The organism is Chitinophaga sp. 05T412 (genome assembly GCF_056396465.1).
On the sequence record NZ_JBFTLN010000004.1, the window covers coordinates 328,524 to 344,695 of the forward strand.

Annotated in this window: 9 protein-coding genes; 8 read left to right on the top strand and 1 reads right to left on the bottom strand. The window is 44.1% G+C overall.

Features of this window, described 5'->3' with window-relative positions:
• Positions 1-11: 11 nt before the first annotated feature.
• Positions 12-218 carry a hypothetical protein gene (locus tag AC1DFM_RS11815; RefSeq protein WP_477076932.1) on the top strand — a complete coding sequence of 69 codons (207 nt, stop codon included), beginning with the start codon at positions 12-14 and terminating at the stop codon, positions 216-218.
• A gap of 12 nt (positions 219-230) precedes the next feature.
• Here the strand turns inward: AC1DFM_RS11815 and AC1DFM_RS11820 are convergent, their stop codons facing one another.
• Positions 231-1,112 (bottom strand): helix-turn-helix domain-containing protein, encoded by an 882-nt coding sequence (locus tag AC1DFM_RS11820; RefSeq protein ID WP_477076933.1) that lies wholly within the window; start codon positions 1,110-1,112, stop codon positions 231-233.
• Between the two features lie 270 nt (positions 1,113-1,382).
• Between AC1DFM_RS11820 and AC1DFM_RS11825 the strand changes: the two genes are divergently transcribed.
• From AC1DFM_RS11825 to AC1DFM_RS11855, 7 genes are all read left to right on the top strand, one after another.
• On the top strand, positions 1,383-3,029 hold the full coding sequence (locus tag AC1DFM_RS11825; RefSeq protein WP_477076934.1) for an alpha-L-fucosidase: 1,647 nt from the start codon (positions 1,383-1,385) through the stop codon (positions 3,027-3,029).
• A 67-nt stretch (positions 3,030-3,096) separates the two neighbouring features.
• The gene (locus AC1DFM_RS11830; protein WP_477076935.1) at positions 3,097-4,113 is read left to right on the top strand and encodes an aldo/keto reductase; all 1,017 of its coding nucleotides are present in this window, start codon (positions 3,097-3,099) and stop codon (positions 4,111-4,113) included.
• 14 nt (positions 4,114-4,127) lie between these two features.
• Complete coding sequence (locus AC1DFM_RS11835) at positions 4,128-4,463, top strand: L-rhamnose mutarotase (RefSeq protein ID WP_477076936.1); 336 nt, start codon at positions 4,128-4,130, stop codon at positions 4,461-4,463.
• Positions 4,464-4,472: 9 nt separating this feature from the next.
• A complete protein-coding gene (locus tag AC1DFM_RS11840; RefSeq protein ID WP_477076937.1) occupies positions 4,473-5,489 on the top strand; it encodes a zinc-binding alcohol dehydrogenase family protein in 1,017 nt (338 codons plus the stop codon).
• A 467-nt stretch (positions 5,490-5,956) separates the two neighbouring features.
• Positions 5,957-10,042, top strand: a complete 4,086-nt coding sequence (locus AC1DFM_RS11845; RefSeq protein WP_477076938.1) for a hybrid sensor histidine kinase/response regulator transcription factor — start codon at positions 5,957-5,959, stop codon at positions 10,040-10,042.
• Between the two features lie 128 nt (positions 10,043-10,170).
• Positions 10,171-13,023, top strand: coding sequence for a TIM-barrel domain-containing protein (locus AC1DFM_RS11850; RefSeq protein WP_477076939.1), 2,853 nt, complete (start codon positions 10,171-10,173; stop codon positions 13,021-13,023).
• A gap of 20 nt (positions 13,024-13,043) precedes the next feature.
• The gene (locus tag AC1DFM_RS11855; protein ID WP_477076940.1) at positions 13,044-16,163 is read left to right on the top strand and encodes a SusC/RagA family TonB-linked outer membrane protein; all 3,120 of its coding nucleotides are present in this window, start codon (positions 13,044-13,046) and stop codon (positions 16,161-16,163) included.
• The last annotated feature ends 9 nt before the right edge of the window (positions 16,164-16,172 follow it).

Sequence of the window (16,172 nt, forward strand, 5' to 3'; positions counted from 1 at the left end):
ATCCAGAGAAGTTGTTTTTTATTCCTTATTATACCCTTTCACTGGTGGCGGTATTTGCACATATAGCGGCGGTACATTATATCAAAAGAATGGAGCAACATCCGGAGATACACCTCCGGCGAAGATATCAGAAAGAAACACTCGCTATTTGTTTAACAGGTGCGATGGTTACTTTCCTGATCATGATTGCTTTAACCGGCGTGTTGTATAAAATTTAGATACTATTCTAATTAAAAGCCAACCGTATCCATTTGTTTCCTGTAACTCCCGGGAGACATGCCGGTAATCTTCTTGAAAATTTTAGAAAAATAAAATACATTTTCAAAACCTGTCTGAGTAGCTATTTCACTGAAAGTCATCTGGGTGGTTACCATCAGGTATTGTGCCCGCTCAATTCTTTTCTCCTGTATATATTTTACCGGTCTTTCTCCGGTGTGCTGGTGGAAAAGGCGGGAGAAATAATCCGTATGCAGGTTGGCTCTTTGGGCCAGAATAGCTACTGATAGATCGCGATGTAAGTTTAATTGAATATGGCTGATGGCATTTAGAATTTTTGCCGGTATTTGTTGTGTATCGTTGTATTTAAATGCGTCTTGTGTTAGAAAGCGCGAGACCAGCTGGAGCAGGATACCATGCGTTTCTGTAAATGTTGACATGCTTTGCCGGTTGTTAAGATCCTGGTACGCTTTGTAAAATGTATTTTTTTCATACACCTTAGGATTGTCTGATCCATTAATGCCTCTCCCTGGATTTATCTCCAATAACCGCCCAAAATTAAGTATGTCAATTTCCGTCGCTTTTACTTTTAGGATAGATCTGTTGTTTTCGAATAAGGAGATGCCATCCGATGACTCTTCAAAAAACTGCACGAAATACTGACTAAGATCGTGTGGGCATACCAGGTTACATAGTGTGAAGCTTGGTATAATATACAGGAAGCCGGGCTCAAGTTTGACCCTGGTGGCTGCATTCCAGATTTCTCCGGCACCGGCATCGATATAATATATCCTGAAGTATGGGCTGATCACATTTTTGTAGTTCCATTTGGAACCGAGTTTTACGTGATCAACGTTCAGTAGCGTAAATGTTTGTTTTAGTGTTCTTTTAATCATACCATATAATTATCGGCCCAAACGAGCGGCGGGGAATATTGCCAGCCGCTTTTACGGATGTGATACTTTCCCAATGTTATGGTTTTACCATAACAATGATAGCCAAATAGTCGGATTTGTATAAAAAAAAGTCCAATTAAGCTAAATGTTGGATAAGTATTTCAGAGTAAGTTTGATTTGTCAAATAAAGGGGAGCTGTTATAAGTCGGGAATTACCAGTGCCAACAGGTAGTTCCTGGCAAGTAGCAGCAACCGGTAAAATTAAATTCCATGAAAAGAAGAACATTGATAAAAGGATTAGCTACAGGCTTGTCATCCCTATATCTATCTAATCTGTATGCACACAGTTTGTTGAAGACCCCGTCAGTTCCACGTATGGTATCAGGTCCATTTCAACCTACCTGGGATTCGTTGGCGCAATACCAGGTGCCGGATTGGTTCAGAGACGCCAAGTTTGGCATCTGGGCCCATTGGGGACCGCAATGCCAGCCGGAACATGGCGATTGGTACGGTCGTGGCATGTACGAGGAAGGTAGTGATCATTACAATTATCATCTTCAAAAATATGGTCATCCTTCAAAGTTTGGGTTTAAGGATGTGATCAATGAATGGAAGGCAGAGAACTGGCATCCGGAGGAACTGGTGGCCTTATATAAAAAGGCAGGCGCCAAATATTTTATGGCGATGGCCAATCACCACGATAACCTTGACCTTTACGATAGTAAATACCATCGTTGGAATAGTACCAGGCAGGGCCCAAAAAAAGATCTCATTGGAGGCTGGGCGAAAGCGGCTAAAGAGCAGGGGTTGCCTTTCGGTGTCTCCATTCACGCTTCCCATGCCTGGACCTGGTATGAGGTGGCACAGCGTTCCGACAAAAGCGGGCCCTACGCAGGCGTTCCATATGATGGAAAACTGACTAAAGCCGATGGCAGTAATAAATGGTGGAAGGGGTACGACCCTCAGGAATTATATGCACAAAATCATGCGTTAAGTAAGGATAGTCTGAAGGGCGATATGGGCGCTTATTGGGACTGGGGAAATGGCGCCAATGTGCCTGACAAAGCTTACTGCGACAACTTTTTAAACCGGACCCTCGATCTGATCGACAAGTATGGCCCCGAGCTTGTCTATTTTGATGACAATGCATTACCGCTCTGGCCCATCAGTGATGCCGGGTTAAAAATAGCTGCCCATCTCTATAACACGAGTATCAAAAAGCACGGAAAATTGCAAGCCGCTTTGTTCGGAAAAAAATTGAACGAGGAGCAACGCAAATGTATGATATGGGATATTGAGCGTGGACAGAGTAACCAGATAGAGCCCCTGCCATGGCAAATGGACACCTGTATTGGTGGCTGGCACTATGACCGCCGGATTTTTGATAACAAAAGCTATAAGAGCGCCAAAACCGTCGTACACACATTGGTAGATATCGTTAGTAAAAACGGTAATCTTTTACTGAATGTTCCAGTACGCGGAGATGGTACCATTGATAGCGAAGAGCGTGCCGTGGTAGAACAGGTAGCTGCCTGGATGCAGGTCAACAGTGAAGCCATCTACAGTACACGCCCCTGGAAGGTATTTGGGGAAGGTCCTGCCACCGAATCTGTAAAAGCATTAAATGCGCATGGCTTCAATGAAGGACAGGGCAAGCCATTTGTAGCAGAAGACATTCGTTTTACCACAAAAGGCAAAACACTGTATGCCGTCATGTTGGGATGGCCGGAAAACAATGCTATATCGGTGAAGTCGCTGGCTGCTGGTAACCAGGTTGGAAAAGTAAGCCAGGTAAGCCTGCTTGGAAATGACCGGTTGAGTTTTGAGCAAACATCTGAAGGTCTTAAGGTACAGTTGCCGGAACAGCGCCCGTGTAAAGAGGCTTTTGTATTGAAAATTGAAGGAGCAATTGCTTAAATAAGAAATATTACGTGTATACGTTAGTGTTAAGTCTAACTAATCTTGAAAAGAGGTAACTCCTGATATGAAAGGATTGACATTGCCAGAAGTGATTTTTGGCACCAGCGGGTTAGGAAATTTATATGTAGCACTCCCGGAGGAGATAAAGCGCTCCATTGTCAGTGAATGTATAAAATGTTCGTCAGGACCAGCTATATTTGATTCCGCCGGCAAATACGGCGCAGGATTGGCACTGGAGGTGTTGGGCCGGAGTTTGAAACAATTGCAGGTGGCCCCGTCGGATGTGCTGATCAGTAATAAGCTGGGCTGGTTGCGTACGGAATTAAAAACGGCGGAACCCACTTTTGAACCAGGCGTATGGCGAAACCTTCAACATGATGCGGTTCAAAAAATAAGTTACCATGGCATCCTGGAATGCTATGAACAAGGCAATCAGCTGTTGGGAGACTATCCTGCAACGCTGGTGTCCGTGCATGATCCCGATGAATACCTCGCGGCAGCTGAGCATGAAGAAGAGCGGCAGCAACGTTACCAGGATGTACTGGATGCTTATCGTGCGCTGCATGAATTGAAGCAGGCTGGTAAGGTCAAAGCGATAGGAGTAGGGGCAAAAGATTGGCGGATTATCGCGAAAATAGCAGCAGATGTAAAGCTCGACTGGGTAATGATTGCCAATAGTATGACCGTTCATAGTCATCCGTTGGCGTTGGTGGATTTTATGTTAAAGCTGGAGCAACAGGATATTGCGATTATCAATTCGTCTGTTTTCAACGGAGGTTTTTTAACCGGGTCAGCTTATTATAATTATCAGCTAACAGATCCGGTGAAAGATAAAGCGTTATACAATTGGCGGGATCAGTTTTACAAGTTGTGTTTCCATTACAACGTAGCACCGGTAGCAGCATGCGTGGTTTTTGGCAGGAAAGCACCCGGAGTCAGAAGTATTGCTTTAAATACTACGCGGGCAGAAAGGGTAGCTCAAAATGTGGCATTGCCTCAATCCGTTATCCCGGAAGGATTCTGGAAAGAAATGGAAAATGTTGGGTTGATTGATCCGGCTTATGCATCCGGTTATTTGTAAATTTTAATGACATTATGAAAAGATATTGTTTGGCGCTTGATCTAAAAGATGATCCCCAACTGATTGCAGCATATGAATACTGGCACAAAGCAGAAAATGGCTGGCCGGAAATAAGAAAGAGCATTTTGGATGCAGGCATCGTAGCAATGGACATTTACAGAACGGGTAATCGCCTGATGATGATGATGGAGACGACAGACCAGTATAACGAGCAGCAGAAAAAAGCAGCAGATGCCGCTAATCCTAAAGTGCAGGAGTGGGAACAATTAATGTGGAAGTTCCAGCAGCCATTACCCTGGGCAAAAGAAGGAGAGAAGTGGGTGATAATGGAACAAATCTTTCAACTTTAAAAGTATAATATGCGAACAATAGTTTGTGAGGAGCCGGGAAGATTAGTATCGCAGGATACGCAAAGAGCGGAGCCTGGAGCAGGTGAGGTGCAGATCAGGATTCACCGGATTGGCGTATGTGGCACAGACTTGCACGCGTTCGAAGGTACACAGCCCTATTTCAACTATCCACGTATTCTGGGACATGAACTTTCAGGTGAGATAATGGACGCTAACGGATCGCCTGGATTTTCAAACGGGGAAATCGTCACTTTTATTCCATATTTCAATTGTGGTGTTTGTATTGCCTGCAGGTCAGGAAAGCCCAATTGCTGTGTTAAAATGAATGTTTGTGGTGTTCATGTTGACGGTGGTATGCGGGAATACCTCAACGTACCTGCCAATGCATTGGTGCATGGTAACGGCCTTGGGTATGATGATCTGGCGCTGGTGGAGCCGCTGGCTATTGGTGCACACAGCATCAGGCGGGCGGATGTAAAACCAGGCGAGTTTGTATTGGTGATTGGCGCCGGTCCTATTGGGTTAGGGATCATGGAATTTGCCCGTATTGCGGGTGGTCAGGTAATTGCGGTGGATGTGAATGCAAAAAGATTATCATTTTGCAAAGAAAAACTAAAGGTGGATCATGTCATCGATGCTGCCACTGCAAATGTAGCAGCAGAACTGGCTGCTATTACGAACGGCGATATGCCTACCGTTGTCATTGATGCTACGGGTAGTTTAAAGGCCATCAATAATAGCTTTCAGTACATAGCGCACGGCGGCAGATATGTGCTGGTGGGTCTACAGAAAGGAGATATCAGTTTCAGTCACCCTGAATTTCACAAGCGGGAAGCCACTTTGATGAGCAGCCGTAATGCCACGCGGGAAGATTTTGATCACGTGATCGCTTCTATCAAAAAAGGTTGGGTACAGCCGGCCAATTATATTACACATCGTATTGCATTTGACAAGGTTACCGGCGAATTTGAAAATTTGCTCAATCCATCCAACGGGGTAATTAAAGCGATGATAGAACTGGATTAAGTGTATTGGAGTATCATACAATAAAAAATAACGGCTATAACCATATCAGTGGTTATAGCCGTTATTTTTTATTGTATGCTTGGTGATTATGTTTTGATAATTTTAAAGGATGTGGTGCTGACAGTCGTGGAATTTGTTGCAGTTGATTTTATATGTTATATTGACACTTAAATTGCCGTTTATAGAAAGGAGCCTATTGAATAGGGCAGATAAAGAAACAGGAGCCTGGAACTCAGGCCGCAGTAAGCATACTTTCATAACGGGGTAAGTTGATTTCGTGGAACAATATTATAAAGTTACATTGCCCGGGTCATACCGGGGGGATCGGTTTATGTCGGATTAGGGTATCAAATGTTACATTACCCGAAAAAAAATTCTTTACAGGAAGCATGAGTGAAAAGCGATGCCAGCGGGAAGCGCAGGAGTGCCGGGAAGGCACAAAATTTATCTACCTAAAACCTACTGCAATGCGTTACCTTTTTGGGGTTGTTTTACTGCTGCAATCTCTCATTGTTTTATCGCAGGGTGAGCACTATAATTTTTCGAAGCTGAATACCTATAATGGACTGTCACATAACCAGGTAAACGCAGTACTAAAAGACCATGACGGTTTTTTGTGGTTCGGAACCACTTATGGATTGAATCGTTATGATGGCTATTCCTGCAAAATATTTCGTAAAGACCATAACGACAGTACTTCTCTGAAAGCCAATAATGTCGTTGGATTTTATGAGTTACCAAACCGGAAAATGTGGGTGTCCACAATGGGAGGCGCCTGTATCTACGACCCGGATACCGAGAAGTTTGATACCAATGATAATCGCTACCTGGCGGCCCTGGGCTTACCTGCCGGGACGGTTTCCAATATCGTGAAAGGGAAAGATGGCAGATACTGGTTTCTTTATGAAGACAAGGGTTTATATTTATATTCCGCCAGGGATAAAAGCGTAAAACCGTTTAACCAGTTGGAAAGCGCTCCCGCTGCCGAAAAGATTACCGCGATAAAGGAAACAAACGATGGAAAGTTATGGCTGGTACGTCGGTCCGGCTTTTTACAGCAGTATGATATACAATTGGGGAAAATTATATTTTCCAGTAATGCGGTCCAAAAGCAGCATAAAGGGGAGGGGGCTTTCAACGTTTTTGTGGATACTGATGGCGATATCTGGTGTTGGACCTACAATAACGGACTCTTTTTTTTGCATCCGGGAGATAGCAGCGCGATGTTGATGAACAAAAATTCGTTTCCGGTAAAACTAAAGTCGGAACTGGTGAGCCAGGTTGTTCAGGATAATAATGGTCTGATATGGGTGGGAACAGACCACGGAGGTGTTACCCTGATTGATAAAAAGAATGGGTTCAAAACTACCTTTCTGCTGAATAATCCCAACGATCCTAAAAGCATCAGTCAAAACAGTATCCTGAGTATTTATAAAGATAATCAGGGACTTATCTGGCTGGGAACCTACAAACAAGGCGTCAATTATTATAATAGCAACGTTGTACAGTTTCCCTATTTCCATCACCACGATGCAGATCCAACAAGTTTGCAGTTTGATGATGTGAACCGGTTTGTTGAAGACAAATCCGGTAATATCTGGATAGGGACTAATGGCGGGGGATTGATTTATTTTGACAGAAAGAATAATACTTTCAAACAGTACCTGCATGATCCGGGTAATAGCAATAGTTTGAGCAATAATGTGATTGTGAGCCTCTGGATTGACCACGAAAACATGCTATGGGTAGGCACTTATCTCGGAGGACTTAACAGATTTGATAGGGGAAAATTTATACATTACCGGCATAGTGATAATGATTCATCCAGTTTAGCGAATGACACTGTCTGGGAAATATTTGAGGACAAAGAAGAACAGTTGTGGGTAGGCACTTTAGGCGGAGGGCTGGATCGTTTCGACAGAGCCACGAATCGCTTCTCTCATTATAAAGGTGGAGGAGGAGCGAATTATGTTTCTGCTATTATGGAAGATAAAAAAGGTGATATATGGATTGGTACCAGTGGAGGTATTACTGTTTTCGAAAAGAACAAAGCAGCGGCCACTACTTATCAGCATACCAATAAGAGAAACAGTTTAAGCGATGATGCTATTTTCTGCCTGTTGGAAGACAACCAGGGTCGAATTTGGGCGGGAACACGGGAAGGACTTAACCTGTTTGATAAACAAACCAATGAATTCCGGGCTTTCACTATATCAGATGGTCTTCCTGACAATATGATATTAAACATCCTGGAGGATGCGAATCAAACCCTCTGGATTTCTACGCCCAATGGACTATGCAACATTATTCCCAAACAGCTTAATAACCGGATTACTTTTTCTGTTATTAATTACGATGCCACCAATAACCTGCAGGACCGGGAGTTTAATGAAAATGCGGCGCTCAGGACAGGAACAGGTGAACTGATTTTTGGAGGGCCATCTGGATTTAATATCATCAATCCTGCTTCCATTAAGCCTCCTGTGGGGCATTCAGCCATTGTTTTTACTGATTTTCAGATACTCGATAAAAGTATAGCACCCGGTGAACGCGTCAATAACCGGGTGTTATTAGACCATGCTTTATCGCAATTGCAGCGTATTGACCTGAAGTATAAGGAGAATGTGTTCTCCATCGACTTTGCCTCGCTCGATTTCTCACATAACCGCAATGACAAATATGCCTACATGCTGGAAGGGTTTAACACCGACTGGTTGTATACAGACGATAGCCAACGGAGAGCCACCTATACCAATCTCAGTCCTGGTCACTATATTTTCAAAGTAAAAGTACTGGACAGGACAGGCGTATGGAGTGAGGTGAAAACGTTGCAGATTAATATTAAGCCTCCATTCTGGCGAACGTCCCTGGCCTACTTTATATATTTACTAATGGCTGTTGCCCTGTTTTGGCTCATCCGCCGTATTACCTTAGACAGGATACATATGCGTTTTGAAGTGAGCCAGCAGCGCAGGGAGGCGGAAAGAGCCCATGAGCTGGAGCAGTTAAAAACCAAATTCTTTACAAATGTAAGCCATGAATTCCGTACCCCGCTAAGTCTCATCATGGCGCCTTTAGATAAAATCATTCAGCATACTGCTAACCCGGAGCAGGTGGAACAATTGAACCTGGTGCAGCGGAATGCCAAACGTTTGTTGAATCTGGTAAACCAGTTGCTGGATTTCAGAAAAATGGAAGTAGAGGAAATACGGCTGCATCCGGCGGTAGGTGACATTGTTGGTTTTTGCAAAGAAACCAGCCTGTCTTTCACTGATATCGCAGAAAAGAAGAAAATCTGGTTTTCCTTTTCCAGTAGTATTGACTATCTGGAGATTTATTTTGATAAGGATAAGATGGAGAAGATTTTATTCAATCTTCTTTCCAATGCTTTTAAGTACACCTTTGATAATGGAGATGTAAGTGTCAGATTAACCTATAATACACCTGCTGTCAACGAAACAGATGGAACGATTGCTATCAAAGTAAAGGACTCAGGTATTGGTATTCCCGCCGGGCAGCATGAAAAAATCTTTGAACGGTTTTTCCAGACAGAAGTGCCGCAAAGCATGGTGAATCAGGGAACGGGTATAGGGTTAGCGATCACCAAGGAGTTTGTAAGCTTGCATGAAGGGACTATCACGGTGGAAAGTGAACCGGATCAGGGCACCTGCTTCACCGTATTGCTTCCAGCCAGGAAGATATATATTGCTCCCCGGCCCACAACTCCTGTAACAGCAGAAGAGGGGGAACCAACAGATACCGAAGAAGGGAAAAAAGGAAACAGAAAAAAAATAATTATGATAGTGGAAGATAATGAAGACCTGCGCTTTTATTTGAAGGATAACCTGAAAGACTTATATCATGTGGAGGAAGCTATTGACGGAAGCGAGGGATGGGAGAAAATAAAGCGGTTGAATCCGGATCTTGTGGTAAGCGATGTAATGATGCCGTTGATGGATGGCGTGGAACTGGTGGGCAAAATTAAATCCGAAACACTCACCTCACATATCCCCGTTATTTTACTGACGGCCATGGGCAGTGAGGAGAAGCAGCTGGCGGGCCTGAGAGCAGGGGCCAATGATTACATAACCAAGCCTTTCACCTTTGAAATTCTTGGCTCCCGTATTAACAATCTGTTGGCGCAGCAACAACTACTAAAGAAAAAATTCCAGAAGCAGATAGAAGTCAACCCGGAAGAAGTGACCATAACCCCTGTAGACGAGAAGTTCCTGAAAGAGGCATTAAGCATTATTGAAAAGCAAATAGATAATCCTGACTTTTCTGTAGATGACTTCAGCAAGGAACTATTCATGAGCAGGGTTACCCTGTACCGGAAGATAAATTCCCTCACCGGCAAATCTCCATTGGACTTCATCCGCTCCATTCGTTTGAAAAGAGCCGCTCAGTTATTAGACAAAAGTGGAATGTCTATTGCTGAAGTGGCATATCAGGTAGGATTTAATAATCCGAAAGTATTTAGTAAGGTTTTCAAGGAAGAGTTCAAATTGACCCCTTCAGAATATGCGGCGAATACAAAAAAGCAGCACCGCTGAATGAGTTACATACGATGAAAATGGCGCAGGATCTGCCTGTTTGTAACATTTGAGTCCCTATGTTGAATCATTTTGGCCCCCCATCAATGCCAGCATAGCTATAGTTTTACAGCATCTAATCCACGTATATGAAACTGAGATTGTTGCTGTTTAGTCTGCTGACTTTAGGCCTGATGAATGATTTGTTAGCGAAGCCGCCCGTTTATTTAAAACTGCCAGATGGGGTGTTGCTTTTCACGGACTCCCTGTTTACCGGAGCTCCACACGCGGTTAAACTGGAAGTAATAGCCGATAATATTATAAGGGTAATTGCTGCTCCTGGCAAAGAAATAGTACCGGGAAACAGCCTGGTCACCGTTTATCAAAAGAAAACCGGACTTACCTGGGAGGTCATCCCATCTAAGGAAAACCTGGTACTGAAAACAAAAAAGTTAATTGCCACCATCAACCGCCAAACCGGCGCCGTCACTTTCACGGATCTGAACGGCAAAAAAATACTGGCAGAAAAGCAGTCGTTTGGACGGAATTTTCAACCGGTGGTTTTTGATGGCACACGGTATTATACATTGACACAATCATTTGAGGCGCCCAAAGGCGATGCCTGGTACGGACTCGGCCAGCACCAGGATGGCGTTATGAACTATCGGGGGCAACAGGTTACCTTCTTTCAGAACAATACCGAAGTAGCTATTCCTTTTCTGATTTCCAATAAAAATTATGGTATTCTGTGGGATAACTATTCCCTTACACGGGCTGGTGATATCCGGCCGCTTCAGCCACTGTCTGCCCTGCAGCTTTTTTCAAAGAAAGGGGAGCCGGGATGGCTGACCGCTTCCTATGCCAATGACTGGCATCAACCAAAGGAAGTAAGTATCGAAAGGCCGGAAGCAAGTATTAATATGGAGTTCCTGGGACAGTCAAAGCTCCAGCTGCCTGCAGAATTTACATCGGCTACCGGGATGGTTACCTGGGAAGGAATGCTTTCCAGCAGTCTGGCAGGCATTCACCAATTCCGTTTGGTGTATGGCGGCTCACTGAAAGTATGGCTGAATGGGAAATTGGTACTGGATCGCTGGAGGAAAGCATGGAATCCCGCATCAGCAGTGATTCCCTATGATTTTGAAAAAGGAGTTAAAGTACCTGTGAAGATGGAATGGATACCTGAAGGTGAATCCTATCTTTCCCTGAAGTGGCAGGAACCGTTGAATGAGGATCAGCAAAATGGTTTTGGTTTTTGCTCCGAAGCAGGGAAACAGGTAGACTATTACTTCGTGTATGGTGATAACATGGATGAGGTGATTTCCGGTTACAGAACGCTTACCGGTAAAGCGCCTATCGTGCCGAAATGGGCATTGGGCTTCTGGCAGAGCAGGGAAAGATACAAAACACAAGCAGAAATCCTTTCCACGGTGGATGAGTTCCGCCAGAGAAAAATTCCCATCGACAACATTGTGCTTGACTGGAGCTACTGGAAAGAAGCAGAGTGGGGTAGCCAGGAGTTTGATGAAAAACGTTTCCCCTCTCCCGACAGTATGATTGAGGTGTTGCATAAAAAGTACAACACGCAAATCATGATATCCGTATGGCCTAAGTTTTATGATGGCATAGCGGCATATAATGAGTTTGATAAAAATGGATGGCTCTATAAAAGAAATATTGCCGACCAGCAAAGAGATTGGATAGGCAAAGGATATATTTCCACTTTTTACGATGCTTTCAATCCATCTGCCCGGAAAGGGTTCTGGGATCTGATTAATAAAAAGATCTATAGTAAAGGAATTGACGCCTGGTGGATGGATGCCAGCGAGCCGGATATTCTTTCCAATGTAAGTCCTGAAAGAAGAAAACTGCAGATGAACCCTACTGCTTTAGGCAGTGCAGCTGAATTCCTGAATGCTTACCCTTTACAAAATGCAAAGGGAATTTATGAAGGACAGCGTTCCTCTGATCCTGATAAAAGAGTTTTCCTGCTCACCCGGTCCGGCTTTGCAGGTTCCCAGCGGTATGGTGCAACAATATGGAGCGGTGATATTGGCTCCACCTGGGTAGATATGAAAGCGCAGATAGCTGCGGGCGTAAATTTCTCTATGTCCGGTCTTCCTTATTGGACGATGGATGTAGGTGGTTTTGTGGTACCGCAGAAATTTGAAAAACCGGATAGCGAAAGCCTGGAAGAGTGGCGCGAGCTGGTAGCCCGCTGGTCGCAGTTCGGCGCATTTGTTCCTTTGTTCCGTTTGCATGGACAATTTCCTTATCGGGAGATATTTAATACGGCTCCTGCCGATCATCCCGCATACAAGAGCTTTCTTTATTATGATAAGTTGCGTTATCGCTTACTGCCTTATATCTATTCACTGGCGGGTTCGTCTTACCACAACGACTATACGATGATGCGTGGCCTCGCCATGGACTTTCCTACAGATACGGCAGTATTAAATATCCCCGACCAATACATGTTTGGTCCGGCACTCCTGGTAAATCCCGTTTGCGAATACAATCAAACCCAGCGTCCGTTGTATTTGCCGGAATGTGCGGGGTGGTATGACCTTTATTCAGGAAAGTGGTATGCTGGTGGGCAGAAAATTGTAGCAGCAGCTCCTTATGAGCGTATGCCGCTATTTGTAAAAGCGGGATCTATACTTCCTTTTGGCCCGGAACTGCAATACACTACTGAAAAACAGGCCGATACCATCACCCTGAATATTTATACCGGTGCTAATGCATCTTTTAATCTTTATGAAGATGAAGGCGCCAATTATAATTATGAGAAAGGCGCTTTTGCTGTCATCCCTGTAAAGTACGACGAGAAAACAGCTACTGTTACCATCGGGGACAGGAAAGGTTCCTTTAACAACATGTTGAAGAAAAGAACATTCCGTATTAATATGATCACACCTGGTAATGCCAGACGCCTGGATTTTGACACCACCTGCGACAAAGAAGTGGTTTATGAAGGAAAACATCTCACTATAAAAAAATAGCCAATTTTAAATTCACACGTATGAAATCAACCCAAATCATTCGCTTGCGAATATTGCTGCTCTGGGGTATTTTGATTTTTTCCCTTAGCAGAAATGCCCACGCACAAGTTACGAAGGTGAGTGGTACCATCATCAGTCAGACCACGGCTTCACCGGTTGTGGGTGCATCGATTACCGTAAAAAGCACTCATGTCACCACCATTGCGAATGAGGCAGGAAAGTTTAGCATCGCGGCATCCATCGGAGATGTATTGCTGGTTTCGTCGGTTGGATTTATTCAAAAGGAGGTAAAAGTCACCTCCTCCGAATTGAAAATTCAATTGCAGGATGCCGAAACCCAATTGGAAAATGTAGTGGTGATTGGATATGGTGTACAGAAGAAAAAGCTCGTAACCGGCGCCAATGTACAGGTTAAGGGCGATGATATCCAAAAACAGAATACTACCAATGCGCTGCAGGGATTGCAGGGACAAGCACCCGGTGTTCAAATTACTACTTACTCCGGACAACCAGGAGCTGGTATGAATGTGATTATCCGTGGTAAAGGCACCGTAGGTAATTTTTCTCCATTGTATATCGTGGACGGTGTTCAAACCAGTGATATTTCCTACCTGAACCCGGCTGATATTGCGTCCATAGATATCCTGAAAGATGCAGCTTCCGCCGCCATTTACGGTTCTCAGGCAGCGAACGGGGTGATACTGGTGACCACCAGAACCGGAAAAGTGAATCAGAAGCCACAGGTAACCCTGGATGCTTTCTATGGTGTGCAGAACGTAGCACGTAAAGCAAAATTGCTGAATGCAAAAGAATATGCTACCATCATCAATGAAGCGGCCACCAACTCCGGTAAGTCACCTTATTTCAGCAACGACGTCATTAACAATCTGCCGGTAAATACCAACTGGATGGATCAGATGTTTAAAAGTAACGTACCTACTCAAAACTATGTACTGGGAGTACAGGGAGGTGGCGCTAACTCTACTTATGCTATGTCTCTTGGATATACCAGTCAGGGTGGTATTGTTGGCGGCTCCGATATTTCTTATTTCGACCGTTATAATTTCAGAATAAATTCTGAACATAATCTGTATGAGAATATTGTTAAGATAGGAGAGCATCTTACGTTTAATTATCAGAACAGTCATGGTATTTTAGTAGATGGGCAATACAACAATACTTTACGCGGCGCTTTTGGCGTCAGCCCTTTCCTGCCAATGTATGATTCTGCTGGCAATTATTTCAGCAGTGACAAAAAAGGCTGGTATCCGGGAAAGCCTGACCAGTCGTGGAATAATGGAGAAGCCAATCCTTATGCCGTTATGGATTATACCACGAGGAACCGGAACAGTAGCCAGGGATTATTTGGAGATGTGTACATACAGGTAGAACCCATTAAAGGGCTAAAGTTCCGGTCAAGCCTCGGTTTAAATTATTATTCAAACCAAAGCCACGGCTATACGCCGGTGTATCACCTGTCTATCTATTCATTTAACGATACAGCCAAGGTGACGCAGTCTATGGGCAATGGACGCACGATTCAGTTCGACAATTTACTCAGTTATGATTTCAATGTGCACACAGATCATCATTTCAGTGTAATGGCGGGTAGTTCTTCACTGAAACAACAAACAGTAGCCATGAACGGGAGCAACTGGGATCTGCGTATTGCTGACATGTCGCATGCTTACTTATCTGTTGCCCAGAATGTGAACAGGGGTGCACCTTACATGAGCGTTGGTGGAGGCCCCACGGAAAGCGCTTTGATGTCTTACTTCGGAAGGCTTCAATATGATTTCCAGGAAAAGTATTTATTGAATCTGACTTTCAGAGCGGATGGGTCATCGAAATTTGCGCCGGATAAGCGTTGGGGATATTTCCCTTCTGTGTCTGCCGGATGGGTAGTTTCCAGAGAGAACTTTATGCAGGGGTTGCATTGGCTTGATTTCCTCAAGGTACGTGGTAGCTGGGGACAAGTAGGTAACCAGAATGTAGATGCTTACCAGTTTTTATCTCCCATCAGTTTTGCCAATGCCGCTTATATATTCGGACCTGTTGAAGGGGCAAACACACAGGGAGCTTATCCAAGCCGTATTGCCAATCCCAATGTAAAATGGGAAACCTCGGAACAGACCAATATAGGCTTTGACGCGAACGTGTTGCAGCACTTGAGCGTGACTTTTGACTACTATGTTAAAAAAACAAAAGACTGGTTAATCAGAGTTCCCATCCTGGCTACTGGTGGAGCTGATGCACCGCTGATTAATGGTGGCGATGTGAAAAATTCAGGCGTTGAACTGGCGTTGAACTACCGTAATACTATCGGTAAAAATTTCAGTTATTCCATTGGCGTAAACGGTGCGTATAACAGAAACAGGATAGGAAATATACCTACAAACGATCACATCATCCATGGTAGTACGAATTCGCTGTATGCCAATGCAGGCGAGTTTTACCGTGCAGCAAACGGAGAGCCCGTTGGCTATTTCTGGGGATACAAAACGGCAGGTATTTTCCAGACAGAAGATGAAGTACAGGCTTATAAAGGTAAAGCAGGGGCGCCTATTCAGCCCAATGCAAAGCCAGGCGATGTTCGCTATGTTGACTTAAACGGAGACGGTGTTATTGATGCTACTGACAAAACAAAGATTGGAGATCCCAATCCGGATTTTACATTTGGTTTTAATATAAGCCTTGCCTGGAAAGGTTTTGATTTCATGGTACAAGCATCTGGTGTATCAGGTAATCAAATTGTACAGTCATGGAGAAGTCCGGGTGGTTTTGCCAATTACTCCACAGAAATACTGGATCGCTGGCATGGTGCAGGCACCTCTAATAGAATTCCCAGAGTAACGGAAGACGGTGTCAACTGGGCACAATTCTCCGACCTGTATGTTTACGACGGCAAATTTCTTCGCATCAGCAATATTACGTTAGGCTATGATTTTGCCAGCCTGGCGAAGAAAAGTTACCTGGGAAAAGTGAGAGTATATGCGTCTGTACAAAATGCTTTCGTCCTTACCAAATATAAAGGGATGGACCCTGAAGTGGGCTACAATGAAGGCTTTTCATCCGGTGTGGACGTAGGTTATTATCCCCGGCCCAGAACTTTTATGGTAGGCGCAAACATCCGTTTTTAATTTAAAATG

What these genes read in the sequence shown, in the direction of transcription:
- AC1DFM_RS11850 (WP_477076939.1), top strand. Translation starts at nt 10,171, where the DNA reads ATGAAACTGAGATTGTTGCTGTTTAGTCTGCTGACTTTAGGCCTGATG.
- AC1DFM_RS11830 (WP_477076935.1), top strand. Translation starts at nt 3,097, where the DNA reads ATGAAAGGATTGACATTGCCAGAAGTGATTTTTGGCACCAGCGGGTTA.
- AC1DFM_RS11845 (WP_477076938.1), top strand. Translation starts at nt 5,957, where the DNA reads ATGCGTTACCTTTTTGGGGTTGTTTTACTGCTGCAATCTCTCATTGTT.
- AC1DFM_RS11835 (WP_477076936.1), top strand. Translation starts at nt 4,128, where the DNA reads ATGAAAAGATATTGTTTGGCGCTTGATCTAAAAGATGATCCCCAACTG.
- AC1DFM_RS11825 (WP_477076934.1), top strand. Translation starts at nt 1,383, where the DNA reads ATGAAAAGAAGAACATTGATAAAAGGATTAGCTACAGGCTTGTCATCC.
- AC1DFM_RS11840 (WP_477076937.1), top strand. Translation starts at nt 4,473, where the DNA reads ATGCGAACAATAGTTTGTGAGGAGCCGGGAAGATTAGTATCGCAGGAT.
- AC1DFM_RS11820 (WP_477076933.1), bottom strand. Translation starts at nt 1,112, where the DNA reads ATGATTAAAAGAACACTAAAACAAACATTTACGCTACTGAACGTTGAT.
- AC1DFM_RS11855 (WP_477076940.1), top strand. Translation starts at nt 13,044, where the DNA reads ATGAAATCAACCCAAATCATTCGCTTGCGAATATTGCTGCTCTGGGGT.